This window comes from Streptomyces sp. WM6372 (assembly GCF_001279655.1).
In the GTDB taxonomy this organism is placed as follows: Bacteria; Actinomycetota; Actinomycetes; order Streptomycetales; family Streptomycetaceae; genus Streptomyces.
Genome location: NZ_LGDB01000191.1, coordinates 48,645 through 70,742, shown reverse-complemented (window position 1 = coordinate 70,742; position 22,098 = coordinate 48,645). Strand labels below are relative to the sequence as shown.

Below are 22,098 nucleotides of genomic sequence, written 5' to 3'. Positions count from 1 at the left end.
CTCATACGGCCCTCATGCGGCCCTCATGCGGCCCTCATGCGGTTCACCGCGCGGCCAGCTCGATGCGGTCTTCCACCGGGGTGTAGCCCAGGCGCCGGTAGACGCCGTTGCTGGTCGGGTTGGCCAGGTCCGTGAAGAGCAGGACCTCCGAGGCGCCGGCCGCGTACGCCGCTTCGCTGACCGCGTGCGTGACCCCGGCCGCGTACCCGCGGCCGCGCAGCTCCGGCGGGGTGTAGACCGGGCCGACGCGGGAGGCCGAGCCGATCACGCGGAAGAACCCGGCCATCGACACCGGTGTGCCGGCGTCCTCCCAGAGCAGCATGCCCCCGTACGAGAGCCGGTCGCGCAGGAAGGCCTCGGAGGGGCTGCCCGGCTTCCCGATCTCCCGCTTGAAGGCCCCGGCCCAGTCCATCAGCAGCGGCAGGTCGGCCGCGGTGGCGGTCCGGGCCCGCCCGGCCGGGGCGGGATCCGGGGCGAGCAGCCCGGCGAGCCGGTACAGCCGGCTCTCCTGGGTGACCTCGCTCGGCCTGCCCCAGGCCGCGGCCAGCGCCTCCGCGTCGCGGCGCCGGGCGTCCAGCGCGTCGACCCCGGCGAGCAGCGGCTCGGCGGCGAGCGCGGCCCCCAGCTCGCGCACGGCCTGTTCGGGCAGGGCCCCGATCAGCAGAGGGCGCGGCGGGGTGCAGAGCAGGGCGCCGGCGACGCCCCCGTCGGCCCCGGTCCACCAGCCGAAGAAGGGCTCGACGGATCCATAGGCGTCCGTGCCGTGCCGCTCCAGCGCGGCGAGCGCGGTCAGCAGGGTGGTGTTGGCCACGGGCTCGGCGGCCACGGCGGGGCCCGCCGCGGCCCGATAGGCCGTCAGGTCATGGGTGAACGTCCACGTCATGGCCCATGATGGCGCCGAATCGTTTTCCCGCGCACACCGTTTTACGAGGGGAGCCAGGACGGCCACCACGGCGGCACGTTGTCGGGCCCGCACAGCCCCGAGTCCCCGCGGTAGCCGGCCAGTGTGCCCTGCGTGGCGAAGTACCAGACGACCACCACCGACAGGACCAGCACCACGGCCGCCACGCCCACCGCCGGGTTCACGCGCCGGGCGAGCAGCCAGACCAGCAGGGCGAGCACCGCGCACCCCGGGACCAGCAGGAGCATCTCGAAGAACAGCTCGAACCTGCCGCCCGCCTCCCAGCCCGCGTCACAGTAGGCGCGGGCGTTGGCGGCCAGGTCGTGCGCGAGGTAGCCGGCGACGGCGCCGCCCAGCGCCGAGGCCACCACGCCCTGCCACCGCACCCGCTTGCCCGCCATGGTGGGCGGCGGCCCGAATCCGGGCGGCGGCGAACCGGGCGGCGGCGAACCTGCCGGCGGAAAACCGGCCGGCGGCGAACCTGCCGGCGGCCGGACCTGCGGTGGGTGCGGGGGCGGGAGCGGCGTCCCGGGAGGAAGATCGTTTCTCGTCACACCCCGGCGTGACGCGCCCCGCACCGCCTACGGTTCCACGAACCCCGCACCGATGTCCCGCAGCCGGGCGTGCAGTTCGGTGAAGACCGCCGCCGCGCGGTCGCCCGGCCAGTCCGCGGGCAGCAGCTCCCGCGGCAGCCCCGGGTCGGCGTACGGGAGGCGCCGCCAGGTGTCCAGGGCGAGCAGGTAGCCGCGGTAGGCCTCCTCCGCGGTGGGGTCCGGGCCCGACTGCAGGGCCCGCAGGACCGGCTCGTGCAGGTCGAGGAACTCCTCGTGCTGCTTGGCGAGCGAGGTCAGGTCCCACCACCGGGCCACCGCCTCGGCGGTCGGGGCGAAGCCGAGGTGGCCGCCGCGGAACAGCTCCACGTACGCCGTCAGGTGCAGCCGGTCCAGGGTGTGACCGGTCTCCTCGTACACGTGGGCCGGCGCGATCCACACCCCCGGTGCCACCGCCCCGAAGCCGAGCCGGGCGAGCCGCGAGCGCAGCAGGTGCCTCTTGTGCCGCTCCTGCTCCGGGACGGAGAACACCGCCAGCAGCCATTCCCCCGCCGGGTGCGCGCCGCGCTCCCCGTAGATCCGCCGGTCGCCGTCGTCCAGCAGCTGCCGGGCCTCCGCGGAGAGCTCGTACCCCGCCGAGCCGTCCGCGGCGCGCGCGGGCAGCAGGAAGCCGCGCCGCTTCAGCCGGGACACCGACGAGCGGACCGACGGGGCGTCCACTCCGGCCGCGCCCAGCAGGCGGACCAGCGCGGACACCGGGACCGGACCTTCGAAGGCCCGCCCGTAGGCGCCGTAGAACGTGACGATCAGGGATCGCGGGGTGTGCTGCTCGGCCACGGGCCTACTCTAGATCGCGCAGCCGGAACCGCTGCAGTTTCCCGGTCGCCGTCCGGGGGAGCGCCGGGAGGAAGACGAAGGCGCGCGGGCACTTGTACGGGGCCAGCTCCGCCCGCACGAACGCGCGCAGATCCTCCTCGCCCAGCGCCGCGCCCGGCCGTGCGACGGCGTACGCCACCACGATCTGCCCGCGTCGCTCGTCCGGGCGGCCCACCACCGCGGCCTCCACCACGTCCGGGTGGCGCAGCAGGGCTTCCTCCACCTCCGGGCCCGCGATGTTGTAGCCCGCCGAGACGATCATGTCGTCGGCCCGGGCGACGTACCGGAAGTACCCCTCCGGATCGCGGACGTAGGTGTCCCCGGTCAGGTTCCAGCCGTCCCGTACGTACTCCTCCTGCCGCGGATCCGCCAGGTACCGGCAGCCCACCGGGCCGCGTACGGCCAGCAGCCCGGGCTCGTTGTCCGCGACCGGGCGGCCGGAGGCGTCCACCACCCGGGCCTGCCAGCCCGGCACCACGCGGCCGGTCGTTCCCGGACGGATGTCCTCGTCGGCCGCCGAGATGAAGATGTGCAGCAGCTCGGTGGCGCCGATGCCGTTGATGATCCGCAGCCCGGTGCGCTCGTACCAGGCCTGCCAGGTGGCCGCCGGGAGGTTCTCGCCCGCCGAGACGCAGCGGCGCAGCGCGGACAGGTCGTAGGTGCCCACGTCGCACGGGCCCAGCTCGTCCAGCATCGTCCGGTACGCGGTGGGCGCGGTGAACAGCACCGTGACCCGGTGCTCGGCGAGGGCGGGCAGCAGCCGGCGCGGGACCGCCTGGTCGAGCAGCAGCGCCGAGGCGCCCGCCCGCAGCGGGAAGACGACCAGGCCACCGAGGCCGAAGGTGAAACCGAGCGGCGGACTGCCCGCGAAGACGTCGTCGGGGCGGGGGCGCAGGACGTTGCGGGAGAAGGTGTCGGCGACGGAGAGCAGATCGCGGTGGAAGTGCATGCAGCCCTTGGGCCGGCCGGTGGTGCCCGAGGTGAAGGCGATCAGGGCCACGTCGTCGGCGGAGGTCTCGACGGCGGGGAAGGGGGCCGGGTGCCGGTCGGCCAGCCGGAGCAGGTCGTCCGCCCCCTCACCGCCGTACGGGGTGATCCGCAGGCCGGGCACCTCGGCCTTGGCCAGGTCGTCCAGCACGCCCACGTGGCACAGCGCGTGCTGCACCCGGGCCATCGCGCAGACCGTGGCCAGCTCCTGCGCCCGCTGCTGGGCGAGTACGGTCACGGCCACCGCGCCCGCCTTCATCACCGCCAGCCAGCACGCGGCGAGCCAGGGGCCGGTGGGGCCGCGCAGGAGCACCCGGTTCCCCGGGACCACGCCGAGGTCGGCCGTGAGCACGTGGGCGATGCGGTCCACGCGCCGCCGCAGCCCGCCGTACGACCACACCTCGCCGGCGGCGCTGCGGAAGGCGGGGCGGTCGGGCCCGAACCGGTCGATGGTGGCGTCGAGCAGCTCGGCGCCGCAGTTGAGCCGGTCCGGGTAGGCCAGTTCGGGGAGCTCGAAGAGGAGCCGCGGCCAGGCGTGCGGCGGCGGCAGATGGTCACGCGCGAAGGTGTCGGCGTGGGCGGAAGGCTTGAGCTCCAAGGCGGGTTCGCCCCCTTGCAACGACAGCGGTTCCCCGGGTGGGGGACCGAAGTGGCGGAGCGGGCCGTGCGGGTGCGCTACGAGCGTATCGTGATGGTGACGGCAGTCAACAGGACGCGATAGAAGCGGGGATGTTCGGATGAACGGATTCGCGCTCGGGGCGGAACAAGAGGAGTGGTGCGGGCAATTGCGCGCGCTGGCGGCGGACCGGCTGCGGCCGCTGGCCGAGAAGGGGGAGCCGGGGCGGGTCAACCGGCCGCTGCTCGCGGCGCTGGGCGAGCTGGGCCTGCTGGAGCGGGTGTTCACCTCGGGGGCGCTGGAGTTGTGCCTGCTGCGCGAATCCCTCGCGTACGGGTGCACGGAGGCGGAGACGGCCCTGGCCCTGCAAGGTCTCGGAGCGCACCCGGTGCTCAGCTCGGGCACGCCGCGGCAGCGGGAGCGCTGGCTGCCGGAGGTGCGGGCCGGACGGGCGGTGGCGGCGTTCGCGCTGAGCGAGCCGGGGGCGGGTTCGGACGCGGCGGCGCTGGCACTGGAGGCCGTACGGGACACGGGTGCGGGCGGCGGCGGAGGCGGGGACGGCGCCGGGGGAGGGTCCGGCTGGCGGCTCAGCGGCGAGAAGTGCTGGATCTCCAACGCCCCCGAGGCGGACTTCTACACGGTGTTCGCCCGCACGGGCGAGGGTCCGGCCGCCAAGGGGGTCACGGCCTTCCTGGTCCCGGCCGACCGCCCCGGGCTGTCGGGCGAGCCCCTGGACATGCTCTCCCCGCATCCGATCGGCCGGCTGTCCTTCGACGGGGTCCGGGTCGGCCCGCAGGACCTGCTCGGCGAGCCCGGCCGGGGCTTCCGGGTGGCGATGGACACCCTGAACCTGTTCCGGCCGAGCGTGGGCGCCTTCGCCGTCGGGATGGCCCGGGCCGCGCTGGACGCGACCCTGGCGTACACGGCGGCGCGGCGCGCGTTCGGCGGGGTGCTGGGCGACCTCCAGGCGGTGGGCCACCGGGTGGCCGAGATGGCCACCCGTACCGAGGCCGCGCGGCTCCTGGTCTACGCGGCGGCGGGAGCGTACGACGCCGGCTCGCCGGACGTCCCGCGCCGGTCGGCGATGGCGAAACTGCTCGCCACGGAGACGGCCCAGTACGTGGTGGACCACGCGGTCCAGCTGCACGGGGCCGTCGCCCTCCAGCGGGGCCACCTGCTGGAGCACCTGTACCGGGAGGTCCGCGCGCCGAGGATCTACGAGGGCGCCAGCGAGGTGCAGCGCACGATCATCGCGAAGGAGCTCTACCGGTGAGCACGGAGCGGATCAATCCGGCGGAGCTCTCCCCGCCGACGGGGTTCTCCCACGCCGTGGCCGCGAGCGGCTCGCGGCTGGTCTTCCTGGCGGGCCAGACCGCGCTCGACGCCGAGGGCAAGGTGGTGGGGGACGCCCTGCCCGAGCAGTTCGAGCGCGCCCTGGGCAACCTCCTGACGGCCCTCGCGGCGGCCGGGGGCGCCCCGGCGGACCTGGCCCGGGTGACCGTGTACACGGTCGACGTGGAGGCGTACCGCGTCCACGCGCCCGAACTCGGCCGTATCTGGCGCCGGCTGGCCGGCCGCGACTACCCGGCCATGGCGGTCATCGGGGTCGTCCGGCTCTGGGACGAGCCCGCGCTGGTCGAACTGGACGGTATCGCCGTACTCGGTACGGCTTGACCTACGTTGTCGGATCGCTGACCTGGTGGTTTTGACAGCGAGCCAGAGAGGGGTGAGGGTGGAAATGACCTTTTTATAAGGAAATATCGTCAATATTCGGAGGTGCATGGTCATGCGCCGTGTCATCACCGCGACGGTTGTGGCGGGAGCCGCAGGCGTCGCGCTCGGCCTGATGCCTGTCGGCGGGGCGTTCGCCGCGGGTCTGCCGCAGACCCAGCAGAACAACTCGGGATGGTGCTCCGACGACTGGCGCGGGGGCAACAACTGGCGTGACTGCTGCGACTCCTCCCGCTGGCACAACTGGAACGACCGCCCCAGCTGGTGCTGGGACAACGACTCGTGGAACAACGGCCGTCACAACAACGCCAACTGGAACGACAACTGGAACAACGGCCGTTGGAACGACAACGGATCCAACCGTGACAACCGCAACGACAACAACTGGAACGGCGGTCACGACAACGGCTGGAGCGACAACGGATCCGGCCGCGGCCACGACGGTGGCGGCGGCGGATACGGCGGCGACGGCGGTGGTGGCGGCAGCGGCGGCCACGACGGTGGTGGCGGCGGCTATGGCGGCGGGGGCGGCGACGGCGGTGGTGGCGGCAACGGCGGCGGAGGCAACGGTGGGGGCGGCGGAGGCAACGGCGGCGGAGGCGGCAACGGTGGGGGCGGCGGTGGCGGTGGCGGCGGTCACTAGCCCCGCGTCAGCGCCCACGTGAGCAGGCCCGGGACCGGGCCCGGGCCCGGGGCTTCCGCGAGGCGGTGGCACCGGGCCCGCCCGTCGTCCGCGGCCCCGCCCGCCTGACAGGAGCCGCTGTAGCGCGGTCGGATGCTCAGCCGGCCAGCAGGTTCCCCATCCACTCCTCGATCCCCGCCACCGTGCGGGGCAGGGCGCCCGACATCAGTCGGGCGCCCGTCGCCGTGATGACCAGGTCGTCCTCGATGCGCACGCCGATGCCCCGCAGCTCCGGCGGCAGGGTCTCGTCGTCCGGCTGCAGGTACAGCCCCGGTTCGACGGTGAGCACCTGACCCTCCTCCAGGACCCCGTCCAGGTAGGTCTCCGCGCGCGCCTTCGCGCAGTCGTGGACGTCCAGTCCCAGCATGTGGCCGCTGCTGCACAGGGTGTACCGCCGGTGCAGGTCCCCCCGGGCGTCCTTCAGGACGCCCCAATCCGCCAGGCCCTCCGCGATCACCCGCATCCCGGCCCGGTGGAAGTCCCGGAAGCTCGCGCCCGGGCGGAGCGCGGCCATGCCCGCTTCCTGCGCCGCCAGCACCAGCTCGTACACCTGCCGCTGGACGGGGGAGAACCGTCCCGACAGCGGGAGGGTGCGCGTGATGTCCGCCGTGTAGAGGCTGTCGGTCTCCACGCCCGCGTCCAGCAGCAGCAGATCGCCCCGGTCCAGCCGGCCGTCGTTGCGGATCCAGTGCAGGACGCACGCGTGCGCGCCCGACGCCGCGATGGTGTCGTACCCGGTGCCGTTGCCCTCCGCCCGGGCGCGCAGGCCGAACACCCCCTCGATCCACCGCTCGCCGCGCGGGTGCGCCAGCGCGCGCGGCAGCGCCCGTACGACGTCCTCGAAGCCGGCGGCGGTGTGGTCGACGGCGAGCTGGAGCTGGCCCACCTCCCAGGCGTCCTTCACGAGCCGCAACTCGGAGAGGGCGGCGGCCAGTTCGGTGTCGGTCGCGGCGTCCCGGCCGGCCGGGACGCCGAGGTCGTCCAGGTGCGCGCAGCGCAGGCCGGTCAGGCGCTCGGCCTCGGCGAGGTCGGGGCGGCGGCCGACCCAGAACTCCCCGTACCGGCGGTCCCGGTAGAACTCCTCGTTGTCGCCCGCGCGCGGGGAGCGGGGGCGCAGGTACAGCACGGGCTCGTGGCCGTGCGGGCCCGAGGGCTCCAGCACCAGGACGTGGCCCACCTGGTCCTCGCCGGTCAGCCCGGTCAGCCAGGCGTAGGCGCTGTGCGGGCGGAAGCGGTGGTCGCAGTCGTTGGAGCGGACCTTCAGCTCGCCGGCCGGGATGATCAGCCGCTCGCCCGGGAAGCGCGCCGAGAGGCGCTCGCGCCGGGCCGGGGTGACCGCGTACGCGGACACCCGCGCGGCGTCGGGGAGGGGGGACGGCGCCCAGTCGGCGGCCATGAAGCGGGACAACTCCGGTGATACCGGCAGGTCGTGGCTGCCGATGTTGAGGCGGGAGGGGGTGTCGGCCATCGGGGCTCCCTCAAGAAGATGCGAACTGGTGGGCGCACAGGTCTTGTCAGTGCAATTTCACATTACTATGTTACAGCTCACACCGCGGCACGTTAATCCCCGTCAAACGCCGCGTGACGCAGGGCAGTTCACGCATTCCACGCATCACGCACCACCTCGCGCACCACTTCCCCCACCTCCTCTCCCCACCAGGAGCCCTTGGTGTCCCAGCACAGAGCTGTGCGTACGTCCCTCCTCTCCGCCGCGGTCGCGGTGACGCTCCTCGCCTCCGCCGGCCAGGCCGTGTCCCAGACCGCGGACCGGGCCCCCGCGGCCGCCCCCGCCCCGGCCGCCGTGCCCGGCACCTTCGCCTCCGGAGCGCCCGGCGCGAACCCGTTCGACGAGGTCGAGCACCGCGCCTCGCCCAAGGAGGCCGCGCCGGCGACGGCCCAGGCCCCCGGCGGGACCGCCGCCGACGGCCGCGTCCCCGGAGCCGCCCCGGCCGCCGTCCCGGCCGCGCACCTCACCGAGCGCGGCGAGAAGAGCCACGAGCGCGCCGCCGTCCAGGCCGCGCCCACCGCGCGGAGCGTCGCCGCCGGCGTCCCCTGCACCCTCGACGGGATCACGGGCCTCAGCCCCGAGCAGTTCGCCGACTTCCTGGCCGACCCGGCCGTCACGGCCGACGGCTGTATGCGCGGGCTGATCTGGACCTGGGACGCCCGCCTCGCGCCCGTCATGGACGACGCGCACGTCCAGGCCGTCTCCCGCCGGATATCCGGCCTGGCCGCCGCCCACGACGGCCGTAACTCCTCGCACCTGGAGGAGATGTTCACGTACCTGCACGCGGCCATCTACCACGACTTCTCGCGCGAGGAGATCGACCTCACCGACGCCGCGACCGCCGACGCGATGAGCCGGGCCGTCACCGACTTCGGCAACGCCGCGCGCACCTTCGACGCCACGGCCTCCAACGCCCGGACCCTGCGCGAGGCCCTCTACGCCACCGGCCCCGGCATGCGCCAGACCCAGCTCGGACTGATCAAGAAGGTCCTGGCCACCCTGGACGCCTCGCACCCCGCCACCAGCGGCGACGCGAACTGGGGCGGCGCGGCCCTCGCCGCCCTCACCGTCAACTACCTCGGCGTGTACCCGGGCAACCAGGACGCCGCCTTCCACGCCGCGGCCAAGGCCGACCCCGCCTACCGGGCCGCCTTCAAGGCCTTCGCCGGATACACCCACCTCAAGGGCACCACCAACGCGTGGGTGGTCCGCGACGCGCTCGGCGAATACGGCCGCTTCGGCCAGATCGAGGGCCTCCAGGACCAGACCGCCGCCGACCTCGGCGCCCTGCTGGAGCCGGTCAAGGCCGCGTGGGGCGCCGGCAGCGAGCCCTGGGCCAAGATCGTCTCCTGGCTGAACACCTACAACGCGTGCAAGCAGTACGGGGTGTGCAAGGAGGACATCGAGAAGATGCTCTTCCCGAACACGTACACCTACGACAACGGCGCCATCAAGGTCCGCACGGCCCTCGACCGGGCCGCCGTCGACCAGCTCTACTACGCGAGCAAGCAGGTCAAGACGCAGTTCCACCGCGTCATCGGGACCGACCAGCCGCTGGCCGGCGATCCGAACACCACGCTGAACATCGTGCTGTACGCCTCCCGCGCCGACTACGTGACCTACCAGACGATGCTGTACGGCTACGGCACCGAGAACGGCGGCATGTACATCGAGAACGGCGCCACGTTCTACACCTACCAGCGGCGCGTCCCGCAGGACTCCTCCCTCACCCTCGAGGAGCTCTTCCGCCACGAGTACACGCACTACCTCAACGGCCGGTTCGCCGTCCCCGGGTTCTTCGGCGAGGGCCCCTGGTACGAGGGCGACCGTACGACCGCCATGGACGAGGGCACCGCCGAATTCTTCGACGGCGCCACCCGCGACAACGGCATCGCCGTCCGCAAGTCCCTGGTCAAGGGCATCATCAACGACACCGCCGGCGGCGGCCCGCGGATGACCGTCGAGCAGCTGCTCAACGCGACATACGACGGCGACGGCTTCCGCTTCTACAACTACGCGGGCACCTTCTTCGAGTTCCTGTGGACCGAGAAGCCCTCGCTGCTGCGCGAGATGTACACCCACCTGCGGGCCAACGACGTGGCCGGGTACGACGCCTGGCGCCACCGGATGGGCGCGGACTCCTACCTCCAGCGCGACTACAACCGCTTCCTGGACGCGCAGATCGCCAAGGTCGACCAGCTATACGTGCCGAACACCAGCTTCACGCCCAACGGCCAACTGCGCGACGCGGCGCTGGGATCCGTAAAGTCGTCCTTCGCGACGGCCACCTACAACACCCCGGACTGCGTGGAGAACGGGGACCCGGGCAAGCGCCGGTTCACCTGTACCGGCCGGATCAGCGCGAACCTGAAGAACTGGCGCAGCGACGACCAGAACTTCAAGGACATGTCGGAGACGGTGGACTACTTCATCCTCGACCGGGCGGGCGCGGCCTCCAACAACCTGGCCGACATGAACTGCTCCTTCGGCCCCGTGGAGATCTGGAGCGACCACAAGGCGGGGACGTCGAGCTACAGCTGCGAGGGCCCGCTGCGCAGCTGATCCGGCGCCGGCGGCCGGTCCGGTTCCGAACGGGGGGCGGACCGGCCGCCGGACCTGAGTGACCCTAGGCGCCTACTAAAGAATGTGACATATTACTGCCGTGCCCAAGAGACATCCCCTGGACGTCGTGATCATCGGCGCCGGCGTCGTCGGAGCCGCGATCGCGTACTACGCGGCCCGCTCCGGACTCTCCGTGGCCGTCGTCGACCGCGGCTCCGTCGCGGGCGGCACGACGGGAGCCGGGGAAGGCAACCTGCTCGTCTCCGACAAGGAGGCGGGCCCGGAGCTCGACCTGGCCCTGCTGTCGGCCGGCCTGTGGCGCGAACTCGAGGCCGTCCTCCCGCGGGAGATCGAGTACGAGGCCAAGGGCGGCCTGGTCGTCGCCCCGGACGAGGCTTCGCTCAAGGCACTGCGGGACTTCGCCGAAGGCCAGCGCGCCGCCGGGGTCGAAGCCGTCGAGGCGGGGCCCCGCGACCTCCGCGAACTGGAGCCCCATCTGGCCCCGGGCCAGGTCGGCGGCTTCCTCTACCCGCAGGACGCCCAGGTCCAGCCGGCCCAGGCGGCGGCGCGACTGCTGGCCGCGTCGGGGGCTTCGGTGCACCTCGGCGAGGAGGTGACGGGGATCCTCACGGGGCCCGGGGGCGTCCGCGGGGTCCGCACGCGCGGTGGTGAACTCCTCGCCCCCGCGGTGGTGAACGCGGCGGGGACCTGGGGCGGGCACATCGCCGAACTGGCCGGGGTGTCCCTCCCGGTGCTTCCGCGCCGCGGGTTCGTCCTGGTGACGGAGCCGCTGCCGAGGGTGGTCCGGCACAAGGTCTACGCCGCGGACTACATCGCCGACGTGGCCAGCGGCTCGGCGGCGCTCCAGTCCTCGGCGGTGGTGGAGGGGACGCCCGCGGGGCCGGTGCTGATCGGGGCCACCCGGGAACGGGTGGGCTTCGACCGCAGCCTGTCGGTGGAGGCCCTGCGCCGCCTCGCCGCGCAGGCGGCCGCGCTCTTCCCCGTCCTGGCGGACGCCCGGGTGCTCCGCACCTACCACGGCTTCCGCCCGTACCTCCCCGACCACCTCCCGGCGATCGGCCCGGACCCCCGGCTCCCGGGCCTCCTGCACGCCTGCGGCCACGAAGGAGCCGGCATCGGCCTCGCCCCCGCCACGGGCGTCCTGATCACCGCCGCCCTGACGGGTGCGGAACCCCCGCTCGCCCCGGCCCCGTTCCACCCGGCCCGCTTCGACGAGGACCACTTCGACGAGGCCCGCTTCGACCAGGACCCACCTCGATGACCGTCCGCGACCTCGGTGCGGGCGCCCGCCGCGCGGGGCCTTCCCCCTGCCCCGCCCTCCCCTCCCGGCCCCGCCGGCAGGGGAGGGAGGAGGCTCCGCGCGGCGGAATCCCGCGCCCACCCGCCGCACACACCGCGCCCAAGGAGAACCGCCGATGAGCCGGACCCCCCGCACCCTCGTCGGCGGAACCCCCTCGGCCACGTACGTCCTGCGCTTCGACGGCCGCGAGCTCACGGCCCAGGCGGGCCAGAGCATCGCCGCCGTGCTCTGGGGCGCCGGGATCCTCGCCTGGCGGACCACCCGCCACGGCGGCGCCCCGCGCGGGGCGTTCTGCGGGATCGGCAGCTGCTACGACTGCCTCGTCACCGTCAACGGCCGCCCCAACCAGCGCGCCTGCCTCGTCCCCGCCCGCCCCGGGGACACCGTCACCACCCAGGAGGGAACCGGCCATGCCGAGCCCGGCGTCTGACCCCGCCCCGCCCGACCTCGCGATCGTCGGCGCGGGCCCCGCCGGGCTGGCCGCCGCCGTCACGGCCGCCGGCCTCGGGCTCCGGGTCGCCCTCCTCGACGCGGGGGAGCGCCCCGGCGGCCAGTACTACCGCCACCCCGCTCCGGGGCTCGGGGCGGACCGTCCCGAAGCCCTGCACCACGGGTGGGCCGCCTTCGCCTCGCGCGAAGCCGCCCTGCGCGCCCACGTGTCGGCCGGCCGGATCACGTACCTGCCGGCCCACCACGTCTGGACCGTGGTCCCGGACGGCGGCCCCGGCTGGACCCTGCACGCCGTCGCCGGTCCCGAGGAGGCGGCCGCCACCCTGCACGCCCGGGCCGTGCTCCTGGCCACCGGGTCGTACGAGCGGCAACTTCCCTTCCCCGGCTGGACCCTGCCCGGGGTGGTCGGGGCCGGCGGGGCCCAGGCCATGCTCAAGAGCGGGCTCGTACTGCCGGGCAAGCGCGTCGTCGTCGCCGGGAGCGGCCCGCTGCTCCTCGCCGTCGCCGGTTCGCTCGCGGCCGCCGGGGCCCGGGTGCCGGCCGTGGTCGAGGCCGCCGCGTACACCGCGTACGCCGGCCACCTCCCCGCCCTGCTCCGCAACCCCGGCAAGCTCGCCGAGGCCGCCACGTACGGCAGCGCCCTCCTGCGCCGCCACATCCGCCTCCTGGCCCGGCACGCCGTGACCGAGGCCCACGGCACCGACCGGGTCGAGGCCGTCACCGTGGCCCGCCTGGACCGGGACTGGCGGCCCGTGCCCGGCACCGCCTTCCGGATCCCCTGCGACGCCCTCGCCGTCGGCCACGGGCTCGTGCCCCAACTGGAGCTGGCGACCGGCCTCGGCTGCGCCACCCGCGTCGCTCCCGACGGCACCGTCGCCCTGGAGCTGGACGCCGAGCAGCGGACCTCGGTCCCCGGGATCTGGTCCGCGGGCGAGACCGGCGGCATCGGCGGCGCCCAACTAGCCCTCCTCGAAGGGGAGATCGCAGCCCACGCGATCGCCGGCCGGCCCGCGTCCGTCGCCCTCGCCCGCCGCCGCGCCCGCCTGCGCGTCTTCGCCGGGGCCATGGGCGCCGCCCACCGCCCCGGCGACGGCTGGACCGGCTGGCTCCGCGACGACACCGACGTGTGCCGCTGCGAGGAGGTTCCGGCCGGCCGGATCCGCGAGGCCGTCGCCGACCTCGGCGCGCGGGACGCCCGTACGGTCAAACTCCTCACCCGCGCCGGAATGGGCTGGTGCCAGGGCCGCATGTGCGGACCGGCCGTCGCCGCCCTCGCCGGCGGCGGGCCCGCGCCCGACCGGCGGCCCCTGTCCTGCCCGGTCCCGCTGCGCCACCTCGCTGAACTGCCCCCGGCGGACGGCTGATCGGGCGGCCCGGACCCTTGTGGCCGCCTCACACCCACTAGTAAAATGTCACACACCACTCTAGGGAGCTCTCTCATGACCGACGCGCACACCCCCGCGCCCACCACCGGTACGGACACCCGCACCCGCCCCTGGCACGGCATCATGGTCGCCACCGCGCTGCCGCTGCGCGAGGACCTCACCGTCGACCACGACGCCTACGCCGAGCACGTCGCCTGGCTCATCGCCAACGGCTGCGACGGCGTGGTCCCCAACGGCTCCCTCGGGGAGTACCAGACCCTGACCGACGAGGAGCGGGCACGCGTGGTCCGCACCGCCGTCGAGGCGGCCGGCGACGGCGCCCGCGTCATGCCCGGCGTCGCCGCCTACGGCAGCGCCGAGGCCCGCCGCTGGGCCGACCAGGCCGCCGAGGCCGGGGCCGGCTCCGTACTCCTGCTGCCCCCCAACGCCTTCCGGGCCGACGAGCCGACCGTGCGCGCCCACTACGCCGACGTCGCGCGCGCCGGGCTGCCCGTCGTCGCGTACAACAACCCCATCGACACCAAGGTGGACCTGACTCCCGGTCTGCTCGCCCGCCTGCACGGCGACGGCAGCATCGTCGCCGTCAAGGAGTTCAGCGGGGACGTCCGCCGGGCGTACGAGATCGCCGAACTCGCCCCGGGCCTCGACCTGCTCATCGGCGCCGACGACGTCCTCCTCGAACTCGCCCTCGCCGGCGCGGTCGGCTGGATCGCCGGCTACCCCAACGCCCTGCCGCGCTCCTGCGCCGAGCTCTACCGGGCCGCCGTCGCCGGGGACCTCGCCACCGCGCTGCCGCTGTACAAGTCCCTGCACTCGCTGCTGCGCTGGGACTCCAAGACCGAGTTCGTCCAGGCCATCAAGCTCTCCATGGACCTCGCGGGACGCCCCGGCGGCGCCACCCGCCCGCCCCGCTTCCCGCTCACCGGGGAGACCGAGGCGGCCGTCCGCGCCGCCACCGAGAAGGCCCTCGCCGAGGGCCACAACTAGTCCCCCGCGGGGACGGGAAGGGGACTGGAATGCGTACGCGCCACATCTACCACGCGGTGGACTCGCACACGGAGGGCATGCCGACCCGGGTGATCACCGGGGGCGTCGGGGTGATCCCCGGCGCCACCATGGCCGAGAAGCGGCTCCACTTCATCGAGCACCTGGACCACGTCCGGACCCTGCTCATGTACGAGCCGCGCGGGCACTCCGCGATGAGCGGCGCCATCCTGCAACCCCCCACCCGCCCCGACGCCGACTTCGGCGTGCTGTACATCGAGGTGTCGGGCCTGCTCCCCATGTGCGGGCACGGGACCATCGGGGTCGCGACCGTCCTGGTCGAGACGGGCATGGTGGAGGTCGTCGAGCCGGTCACCACCGTGCGGCTCGACACCCCGGCCGGGCTGGTGAGCGTGGACGTCCGCGTCGAGGACGGGGCGGCGACCGCCGTCACCCTCACCAACGTCCCCTCCTTCTGCGTCGGGCTCGACCTCAAGGCCGAGGTCCCCGGCTTCGGTACGGTCACCTACGACCTCGCCTACGGCGGGAACTTCTACGCCTTCGTCGAACTCGACGCCCTGGGCCTGCCCTTCGACCGGGAGCGGGGGGACGACCTGCTCGCCGCCGGACTCGCCGTCATGGACGCGATCAATGCCTCCGCCGACCGGCCCGTCCACCCCGAGAACCCCACCATCACCGGGGTCAAGCACGTCTACCTCGCCGCCCCCGGCTCCGACGCCCACCGCTCCCGGCACGCCATGGCCATCCACCCGGGCTGGTTCGACCGCTCGCCCTGCGGTACGGGGACCAGCGCGCGCATGGCCCAGCTGCACGCCCGGAGCCTCCTCGGGCTCGGCGCGGACTTCGTCAACGAGTCCTTCATCGGGACGGAGTTCACCGGCCGGCTGGTCGGCGAGACCACGGTCGGCGGGTTCCCGGCCGTCGTCCCCACCGTCACCGGGCGGGCCTGGATCACCGGCACCGCCCAGTACTTCCTCGACCCGTCCGACCCCTTCCCCGCGGGGTTCCTGCTGTGACCGCCGTACGCACCGTGGACTACCACACCGCCGGGGAGCCGTTCCGGATCGTCGACACCGCCGCGGCCGGCCTGCCGCCCGTTCCCGGGGACACCGTCGCCGAGCGCTGCGCCACCGCCATCGGCCCCGGGGGCTCCGGGACGGCTCCGCGCCGCAGCCCCCTGGACGACGTACGGCGGCTCCTCGTGCAGGAGCCGCGCGGGCACGCCGGGATGTACGGCGGGTTCGTCGTGCCACCGGACGACGACGGGGCCCACTTCGGCGTGCTGTTCTGGCACAAGGACGGCTACTCCACCGCCTGCGGCCACGGCACGATGGCCCTCGGCGTCTGGGCCGTGGACACCGGCCGGGCCGCCGCGCCGGACGACGGGGACGCGCAGGTACGGATCGACGTGCCGTCGGGGCGGGTCACCGCGACCGTGCACCGCGCCGGCGGCCGGACCACCGGGGTCACCTTCCGCAACGTCCCGGCCCGGGTCGGCGCCCGCAAGGTGCCGGTGGCGACCACCCTGGGCCTGGCGGAGGTGGACATCGCGCACGCCGGAGCCTGCTACGCGTCCGTCGCCGCCCGGGACCTCGGCCTGGAGGTCACCCGGGCCGCACTGCCCGAACTCGTCCGCGCCGGGCAGGAGATCAGGGCCGCACTGGCCTCCCACCCCGGGACCTGGCACCCCGACGGCCCGCTGCTCTCCGGGGTCTACGGGGTGATCCTCCACGAGGAGCTGCCCGGCACCCCCTTCGGGCCGCACCAGCGCAACGTCACCGTGTTCGCCGACGGGCAGATCGACCGCTCGCCCTGCGGCTCGGGCACCTCGGCGCGGCTGGCGCTGCTCGCGGAGGACGGCCGGATCGGGCCGGGCGAGGACCTGCTCCACGAGTCGGTGACGGGCACGGTGTTCACGGGCCGGGTGGTGCCGGTGGGATCCCGCGACGGCCTGGTCACGGAGGTCACCGGGACGGCGTACCGTACCGGCGAGCACGCCTTCGTCCGCGATCCGCAGGACGCCCTCGGCGCCGGATTCCTGCTGTGATCCCGCAGTTCGACGCCGCGGAGACGGCCGCGCTGCTCACCCCGGCCGCGGCCGCCGACGCGCTGGCCGACGTACTGCGGTCCGGGCTGGACCCGGAGTCCTGCCCGCAGCGCTCGGCGCTGCCCGTGCCGGGCGGCGGCGAACTGCTGCTGATGCCGGCCGCGGCGGGGGCGTACGCCGGGGTGAAGATCGCCGGTGTGGCACCCGGCAATCCGGCCGTCGGGCTCCCTCGCATCACCGGCTCGTACCTGCTCCTGGACGGCCCGACGCTGCGCCCGCTGGCCCTGTTCGACGGCGCCGCGCTGACGGCCCTGCGCACCCCGGCGGTCTCGGCGCTCGCCCTGCGGTACCTGGCGCCGGCCGGGCGGGCCCTGCGGCTGGTGCTCTTCGGCGCCGGCCCGCAGGCGTACGGGCACCTCGAAGCGGTGCGGGGCGTACGGGAGGTGGCGCAGGCGGTGGTCGTGGGCCGTGACCCCGGGGCCGCGGAGCGGCTGGCGGCGCACGCCCGCGCCCTGGGGGTGCCGGCCCGTACGGGCACCCCGTCGGACGTGGCCGACGCGGACCTGGTGCTCTGCTGCACCACGGCCCGCGAACCCCTCTTCGACGGGCGGCTGGTGGCCCCGGGGGCGACGGTCGTGGCGGTCGGCTCGCACGAGCCGGACGCCCGGGAAACCGACACCGCGCTGGTGCGGCGGGCCGCGGTGTACGTGGAGTCACGGGCGGCGGCCCTGCGGGAGGCGGGTGACCTGCTGGTGCCGGAGGCGGAGGGAGCGATCGGGCCCGGTCATATCAACGGCACCCTGGCCGACCTGGTGGCGGGCCGGATGCCGGCGGCCGGAGAGCCGGGTTGTCCACAGCTCTTCAAGAGCGTCGGCATGGCCTGGGAGGATCTCGCTGTGGCGGTGGCGATGCATCGCGCCGCGGGAGCCACCACCGCTGGGTGAGCAAGCGCAACGTGACATTGTACGCTGTTCCCCTCCACTCGGTGGTGCGAAGGGTTTCGGAGGAATGGCACATGGGTGACCTGAAGCAGCACAGCCTCATCAAGGCCCAGGAACGGCTCCGCGACCAAGTCGGCCACGCCCTCCGAGCAGCCCTGATAGCGGGTGAACTGCGCCCCGGCAGCGTCTACTCGGCGCCCGGCCTGGCCGCCGAACTCGGGGTCTCCGCCACGCCGGTCCGCGAGGCGATGCTCGACCTGGCCCGCGAGGGCCTGGTGGAACCCGTCCGGAACAAGGGCTTCCGGATCACCGAGGTCAGCGAGCGCGACCTGGACCAGTACACCGAGCTGCGCACGATGATCGAGGTGCCGACCATCGGCCGGATCACGAAGATCGCCACGGCGGAGCAACTGGAGGCACTGCGCCCCATCGCCGAGGAGATCGTCACCAGCGCCCGCGAGCACAACCTCATCGGCTACCTGGAGGCGGACCGCCGCTTCCACCTCTCGCTGCTGGCCCTCGCCGGCAACGACCGGCTGGTCGAAACGGTGGGCGACCTGCGCAAGCGCTCCCGGCTGTACGGGCTGACCGGCCTGGACGAGGCCGGGAAGCTGGTCTCCTCCGCCGAGGAGCACATCGAGCTGCTGGACCTGATGATCGCCGGCGACGCGGAGGCGGCGGAAGCCTGCATGGTCCGCCACCTCGGCCACGTCCGCTCCCTCTGGGCCCAGGGCCGCGACGAACCGGTGGGCCGCACCCCGGGAGGCCTCGGCTCGGGCCTGTAGGACGGACCCGGGGGGCCAGGGGACTGGCGGACCGGGGGCCGGGGACCGTCGAGTCCGCCCGGCCCGGCGGGGCGGGGCGGGCCGCCCTCAGCCGTCGAGCCAGCGCCGGCGGCCCGGTCCCGTCGGGTGGGTGCCCGTCACGCCCATGACCACCGAGTAGAGGCTGGTCTCGGCGGTGATGAAGAGCCGGTTGCGCTTGACGCCGCCGAAGGAGATGTTGGCGACCGCCTCCGGGACGTTGAGCCGCCCGATCAGGGTGCCGTCGGGGTCGTAGCAGTGCACCCCGTCGTCCATCGCGGCGGCCCAGAGCCGGCCGCCGTCGTCGAAGCGGAGGTTGTCGAAGCGGGCCTTCCCGGGGGCCGCTTCGGCGAAGGCCCTCCCCTCGGACAGCGTGCCGTCCTCGCGCACGTCGAGGACGCGGATGAGGCCCGCCCGGGTGTCGGAGACGAACAGCTGCCGCTCGTCGTTCGAGAAGACCAGCCCGTTCGGCGCGCCGAAGCCGTCGGCGACCAGCCGCACTTCGCCGGTGGCCGGGTCGATGCGGTAGACGTTGTTGGAGCCGATCTCGCTCTGCGCGCGGTGGCCCTCGTAGTCGCTGGTGATGCCGAAGTCCGGGTCGGAGAACCAGATCGAACCGTCGGACTTCACCGCAGCGTCGTTGGGGCTGTTCAGGCGCTTGCCCCGCCACCGGTCCGCCAGCACGGTGACGGTGCCGTCGTGTTCGGTGCGCGTCACGCGCCGATTGCCCTGCTCGCAGGTGACCAGCCTGCCCTGACGGTCGAGGGTGTTGCCGTTGGTGTGTCCGGCGGAGCGGCGGAAGACTCCCACGGCTCCCGTCTCCTCGTCCCAGCGCAGCATCCGGTCGTTGGGGATGTCGCTCCAGATCACCTGCCGCCAGGCGGGCAGGTAGATCGGCCCCTCGGCCCAGCGGCAGCCGGTGTACAGGACCTCCAGCGCGTCGTCACCGTTCATGCACCGGCCGGTCCGGAACCGGTCGTCGAGCATCTCGTACAGCCCGGGGCGCTCGCTGGTCATGGGACTTCCCTTCCTCGCAGATGTCCGTCAACCGAATGAAATCCGGCTCGGATTGAAGATTGCAGGATGAGATGTGGTCAGAACAAGAGTGTCCCGAACGGAGAGTTGTGGATCACATCGGCGGGTCGCCTCGGCCCCGGCCGCCTACCCTGTGGGAATGATCAAGCCGATAGAGCTCGTGATCTTCGACTGCGACGGTGTCCTGGTCGACAGCGAGCGCCTCGCCGTCCGCCTCCAGGTCGAGCTCGGGGCGGAGTTGGGCTGGCCGCTCACCGCGGACGAGGTGGTCGAGCGCTTCGTCGGGCGTTCCAGGGAGTCGATCGTCGGGCAGATCGCGGAGCGGCTCGGCGCGCAGGCCGCCGGCCTCTGGTGGAAGCTGCTCCTCCAGCGGCACCGCGATGCGGTGGACCTCGCCCTGGATCCGGTGGACGGGCTGCCCGAGGCGCTCGAAGGGCTCGCCGCCCTCGGCCTGGCGACCTGTGTCGCCTCCAGCGGCTCGCACGAGAAGATGCGGCACACGCTCGGACGCACCGGGCTCTACGGCCGGTTCGAGGGCCGCATCCACAGCGCGAGCGAGGTCTCCCGGGGCAAGCCCGCCCCGGACCTCTTCCTCCACGCCGCCCGGCGGATGGGGGTCGACCCGGCGGCGTGCGCGGTGGTCGAGGACAGTGCGCCCGGCGTCCGGGCGGCCAGGGCGGCGGGGATGCGCGCCTTCGGCTACTCCGGCGGCCCCACGCCCGCCGAGCGGCTCGAAGGCCCCGGCACGATCGTCTTCGACGACATGCGGGGCCTGCCGGAGCTGCTCGCCGCGCCCTGATCCTCCCGCAACACCGCTCCGGGGGACGGGATTTGGGCACGGCTGGATAACGGCGGCGCCAACCCCTTGTCAGTACAATTTCACATTACTATGTTACCGGTCACATCATAGAGCGCGGCCCTTCACTGGAGTGACCCATGACCAAGCGCACCCAACTCGCCCTCGCCACCGCCCTCGTGGCGGCACTCGCACTCGGTGCCTCGGGCTGCTCCGACCCCAAGAAGGGCTCTGCCGGCGCCGGAGCGGGCAACCCCGCCGCCGCCAACGACGGCAAGATCCTCGGCGGGAGCCCGGTCAAGGGCGGGACCCTGACCGTCCTGTCCAACCAGGACTTCGCCCACCTCGACCCCGCCCGCAACTGGGTCATGCCGGCCATGGACTTCGGCACCCGCCTCCTCTACCGCACGCTCGTCACCTTCAAGGCCGAGCCCGGCAAGGCCGGCAGCGAGCTCGTCCCCGACCTCGCCACCGACCTCGGCACCCCCTCCAACGGCGGCAAGACCTGGACCTTCACCCTCAAGGAGGGCGTGAAGTACGAGGACGGCTCGCCCATCAAGGCGCAGGACGTCAAGTACAACGTCGAGCGCTCCTTCGCCCCCGACCTCACCGGCGGCCCCGACTACGCCGCCCAGTACCTGGCCGGCGGCGAGGGCTACAAGGGACCGCTCCAGGGGCAGCACCTCGACTCCGTCAAGACCCCCGACGACCGCACCATCGTCTTCGAACTCAAGCGCCCGGTCGCCGAGTTCTCCGCCACCGCCACCCTCCCCACCTTCGCCCCGGTCCCGCAGTCCCAGGAGAAGGGCACCCAGTACGACGCCCGCCCGTTCTCCTCCGGCCCGTACAAGATCGAGTCGTACGACCGCGACAAGAAGCTCGTCCTCGTCCGCAACGAGCACTGGGACCCGAAGACCGACACCGTCAGAAAGGCCTACCCCGACAAGTTCGTCGTGGTCATGGGCCTCAAGGGCGGCCAGATCGACGACCGGATCATCGCTGGCGAGGGCGCCGACGCCTCCGCCGTCCAGTACATGGACATGCGCCCCGAGAGCGCCCCCAAGGTGCTGCCGAAGCCGGAGGTCAAGGCACGCCTGCTCGCCGAGTCCCAGGGCTGTACCGAGATGCTCTACATGAACAACTCCCGGGCGCCCTTCAACGATCCCAAGGTCCGCGAGGCCATGCAGTACGCCGTCGACAAGGAAGCGGTGATCACCGCGGGCGGCGGCCCGGCCCTCAACGAGGTCGCCACCGCCTACCTGCCCCCGGCGCTCTCCGGCGGCAAGCAGGCCGACACCCTGAAGATCGCCCCGTCGGGGGACCCGGCCAAGGCCAAGGAACTCCTCAAGGCCGCGGGCAAGGAGTCCCTGAAGGTCTCCCTCGCCGTCTCCACCGGCGACAAGGGCAAGGCGGAGGCCATCCAGCAGGGCCTGTCCCGCGTGGGCATCGAGGTCGTCATCGACACCGTCGACCCCGGCGCGTACTACGACGTCATCGGCGACCTCTCCACCACGCCCGACATGACCCTCGCCGGCTGGTGCCCCGACTACCCCTCCGGCTCCACCTGGATCCCCTTCGTCTTCGACGGACGCACCATCAAGGACAAGGGCAACCAGGGCAACTACAGCCAGTTCCGCGACGAGGCCACCATGAAGCGGATCGACGAGATCAACGCCATGGCCGACGCGAAGCAGGCCAACCAGGCCTGGATCGACCTGGACGCGGAGCTCATGAAGAAGTCCCCGTCCGTCCCGCTGCTGCTGGAGCGCAAGCCGCTGCTCGTCGGCCCCAACATCGCGGGCGCCTACGGCCACCCCGTGTGGACCGGCACCGTCGACTACGGGACCGTCGGCCTCAAGGACCCCTCGAAGAGCCAGGGCTGAGGGATACGGAGCCCCCGAC

General features: G+C 73.6%; 20 protein-coding genes. 14 read left to right on the top strand and 6 right to left on the bottom strand.

Going from position 1 to position 22,098, the window contains the following annotated elements:
* Positions 1-43: 43 nt before the first annotated feature.
* The 4 genes from ADK52_RS21275 to ADK52_RS21260 all read right to left on the bottom strand — a co-directional run bounded on the left by ADK52_RS21275 (position 44) and on the right by ADK52_RS21260 (position 3,913).
* Positions 44-883 (bottom strand): GNAT family N-acetyltransferase, encoded by an 840-nt coding sequence (locus ADK52_RS21275; protein ID WP_053691424.1) that lies wholly within the window; start codon positions 881-883, stop codon positions 44-46.
* A 41-nt stretch (positions 884-924) separates the two neighbouring features.
* Positions 925-1,302: a hypothetical protein gene (locus ADK52_RS42470; RefSeq protein ID WP_053691423.1), complete on the bottom strand. Its 378-nt coding sequence runs from the start codon at positions 1,300-1,302 to the stop codon at positions 925-927.
* A gap of 180 nt (positions 1,303-1,482) precedes the next feature.
* Positions 1,483-2,289 (bottom strand): PaaX family transcriptional regulator C-terminal domain-containing protein, encoded by an 807-nt coding sequence (locus ADK52_RS21265; protein WP_053691422.1) that lies wholly within the window; start codon positions 2,287-2,289, stop codon positions 1,483-1,485.
* Positions 2,290-2,293: 4 nt separating this feature from the next.
* Complete coding sequence (locus ADK52_RS21260; protein ID WP_053691421.1) at positions 2,294-3,913, bottom strand: AMP-binding protein; 1,620 nt, start codon at positions 3,911-3,913, stop codon at positions 2,294-2,296.
* 139 nt (positions 3,914-4,052) lie between these two features.
* Here ADK52_RS21260 and ADK52_RS21255 point away from each other — a divergent pair, with 139 nt between their 5' ends.
* The 3 genes from ADK52_RS21255 to ADK52_RS43045 all read left to right on the top strand — a co-directional run bounded on the left by ADK52_RS21255 (position 4,053) and on the right by ADK52_RS43045 (position 6,305).
* Entirely contained in the window at positions 4,053-5,204 is a 1,152-nt protein-coding gene (locus ADK52_RS21255; RefSeq protein ID WP_053691420.1) for an acyl-CoA dehydrogenase family protein, read from the top strand.
* Positions 5,201-5,605: a RidA family protein gene (locus ADK52_RS21250; protein ID WP_053691419.1), complete on the top strand. Its 405-nt coding sequence runs from the start codon at positions 5,201-5,203 to the stop codon at positions 5,603-5,605. The genes ADK52_RS21255 and ADK52_RS21250 overlap by 4 nt, the downstream gene beginning before the upstream one ends.
* Positions 5,606-5,717: 112 nt before the next feature.
* Entirely contained in the window at positions 5,718-6,305 is a 588-nt protein-coding gene (locus tag ADK52_RS43045; RefSeq protein ID WP_199828530.1) for a hypothetical protein, read from the top strand.
* Between the two features lie 136 nt (positions 6,306-6,441).
* Here ADK52_RS43045 and ADK52_RS21240 read toward each other — a convergent pair whose 3' ends face one another.
* A complete protein-coding gene (locus tag ADK52_RS21240) occupies positions 6,442-7,812 on the bottom strand; it encodes an aminopeptidase P family protein (protein ID WP_053691418.1) in 1,371 nt (456 codons plus the stop codon).
* 201 nt (positions 7,813-8,013) lie between these two features.
* On the opposite strand from ADK52_RS21240, the gene ADK52_RS21235 reads away from it, so the two are divergent.
* The 9 genes from ADK52_RS21235 to ADK52_RS21195 all read left to right on the top strand — a co-directional run bounded on the left by ADK52_RS21235 (position 8,014) and on the right by ADK52_RS21195 (position 18,347).
* Positions 8,014-10,413, top strand: a complete 2,400-nt coding sequence (locus ADK52_RS21235) for a collagenase (RefSeq protein ID WP_053691417.1) — start codon at positions 8,014-8,016, stop codon at positions 10,411-10,413.
* Positions 10,414-10,513: 100 nt separating this feature from the next.
* Entirely contained in the window at positions 10,514-11,695 is a 1,182-nt protein-coding gene (locus ADK52_RS21230) for an NAD(P)/FAD-dependent oxidoreductase (protein ID WP_053691416.1), read from the top strand.
* A gap of 154 nt (positions 11,696-11,849) precedes the next feature.
* Positions 11,850-12,164 carry a (2Fe-2S)-binding protein gene (locus ADK52_RS21225; RefSeq protein ID WP_053691415.1) on the top strand — a complete coding sequence of 105 codons (315 nt, stop codon included), beginning with the start codon at positions 11,850-11,852 and terminating at the stop codon, positions 12,162-12,164.
* The gene (locus ADK52_RS44555; RefSeq protein WP_053691414.1) at positions 12,145-13,548 is read left to right on the top strand and encodes an NAD(P)/FAD-dependent oxidoreductase; all 1,404 of its coding nucleotides are present in this window, start codon (positions 12,145-12,147) and stop codon (positions 13,546-13,548) included. The genes ADK52_RS21225 and ADK52_RS44555 overlap by 20 nt, the downstream gene beginning before the upstream one ends.
* A gap of 75 nt (positions 13,549-13,623) precedes the next feature.
* On the top strand, positions 13,624-14,556 hold the full coding sequence (locus tag ADK52_RS21215) for a dihydrodipicolinate synthase family protein (RefSeq protein ID WP_053691413.1): 933 nt from the start codon (positions 13,624-13,626) through the stop codon (positions 14,554-14,556).
* Between the two features lie 29 nt (positions 14,557-14,585).
* A complete protein-coding gene (locus tag ADK52_RS21210; protein WP_053691412.1) occupies positions 14,586-15,590 on the top strand; it encodes a proline racemase family protein in 1,005 nt (334 codons plus the stop codon).
* Complete coding sequence (locus ADK52_RS21205) at positions 15,587-16,621, top strand: proline racemase family protein (RefSeq protein ID WP_053691411.1); 1,035 nt, start codon at positions 15,587-15,589, stop codon at positions 16,619-16,621. The genes ADK52_RS21210 and ADK52_RS21205 overlap by 4 nt, the downstream gene beginning before the upstream one ends.
* Positions 16,618-17,565 carry an ornithine cyclodeaminase family protein gene (locus tag ADK52_RS21200; protein ID WP_234344115.1) on the top strand — a complete coding sequence of 316 codons (948 nt, stop codon included), beginning with the start codon at positions 16,618-16,620 and terminating at the stop codon, positions 17,563-17,565. The genes ADK52_RS21205 and ADK52_RS21200 overlap by 4 nt, the downstream gene beginning before the upstream one ends.
* 71 nt (positions 17,566-17,636) lie before the next feature.
* Positions 17,637-18,347, top strand: a complete 711-nt coding sequence (locus ADK52_RS21195; RefSeq protein WP_053691410.1) for a GntR family transcriptional regulator — start codon at positions 17,637-17,639, stop codon at positions 18,345-18,347.
* 87 nt (positions 18,348-18,434) lie between these two features.
* Here the strand turns inward: ADK52_RS21195 and ADK52_RS21190 are convergent, their stop codons facing one another.
* Complete coding sequence (locus ADK52_RS21190) at positions 18,435-19,382, bottom strand: SMP-30/gluconolactonase/LRE family protein (RefSeq protein WP_053691409.1); 948 nt, start codon at positions 19,380-19,382, stop codon at positions 18,435-18,437.
* Between the two features lie 157 nt (positions 19,383-19,539).
* Between ADK52_RS21190 and ADK52_RS21185 the strand changes: the two genes are divergently transcribed.
* Both ADK52_RS21185 and ADK52_RS21180 read left to right on the top strand, forming a co-directional pair.
* Positions 19,540-20,199, top strand: a complete 660-nt coding sequence (locus ADK52_RS21185) for an HAD family hydrolase (RefSeq protein WP_053691408.1) — start codon at positions 19,540-19,542, stop codon at positions 20,197-20,199.
* A 137-nt stretch (positions 20,200-20,336) separates the two neighbouring features.
* A complete protein-coding gene (locus tag ADK52_RS21180; RefSeq protein ID WP_053691407.1) occupies positions 20,337-22,079 on the top strand; it encodes an ABC transporter substrate-binding protein in 1,743 nt (580 codons plus the stop codon).
* The last annotated feature ends 19 nt before the right edge of the window (positions 22,080-22,098 follow it).

Coding starts and splice junctions, on each gene's coding strand:
- ADK52_RS21275 (WP_053691424.1), bottom strand. CDS start 883: ATGACGTGGACGTTCACCCATGACCTGACGGCCTATCGGGCCGCGGCG.
- ADK52_RS42470 (WP_053691423.1), bottom strand. CDS start 1,302: ATGGCGGGCAAGCGGGTGCGGTGGCAGGGCGTGGTGGCCTCGGCGCTG.
- ADK52_RS21255 (WP_053691420.1), top strand. CDS start 4,053: ATGAACGGATTCGCGCTCGGGGCGGAACAAGAGGAGTGGTGCGGGCAA.
- ADK52_RS43045 (WP_199828530.1), top strand. CDS start 5,718: ATGCGCCGTGTCATCACCGCGACGGTTGTGGCGGGAGCCGCAGGCGTC.
- ADK52_RS21240 (WP_053691418.1), bottom strand. CDS start 7,812: ATGGCCGACACCCCCTCCCGCCTCAACATCGGCAGCCACGACCTGCCG.
- ADK52_RS21225 (WP_053691415.1), top strand. CDS start 11,850: ATGAGCCGGACCCCCCGCACCCTCGTCGGCGGAACCCCCTCGGCCACG.
- ADK52_RS44555 (WP_053691414.1), top strand. CDS start 12,145: ATGCCGAGCCCGGCGTCTGACCCCGCCCCGCCCGACCTCGCGATCGTC.
- ADK52_RS21215 (WP_053691413.1), top strand. CDS start 13,624: ATGACCGACGCGCACACCCCCGCGCCCACCACCGGTACGGACACCCGC.
- ADK52_RS21210 (WP_053691412.1), top strand. CDS start 14,586: ATGCGTACGCGCCACATCTACCACGCGGTGGACTCGCACACGGAGGGC.
- ADK52_RS21195 (WP_053691410.1), top strand. CDS start 17,637: ATGGGTGACCTGAAGCAGCACAGCCTCATCAAGGCCCAGGAACGGCTC.
- ADK52_RS21190 (WP_053691409.1), bottom strand. CDS start 19,382: ATGACCAGCGAGCGCCCCGGGCTGTACGAGATGCTCGACGACCGGTTC.
- ADK52_RS21185 (WP_053691408.1), top strand. CDS start 19,540: ATGATCAAGCCGATAGAGCTCGTGATCTTCGACTGCGACGGTGTCCTG.
- ADK52_RS21180 (WP_053691407.1), top strand. CDS start 20,337: ATGACCAAGCGCACCCAACTCGCCCTCGCCACCGCCCTCGTGGCGGCA.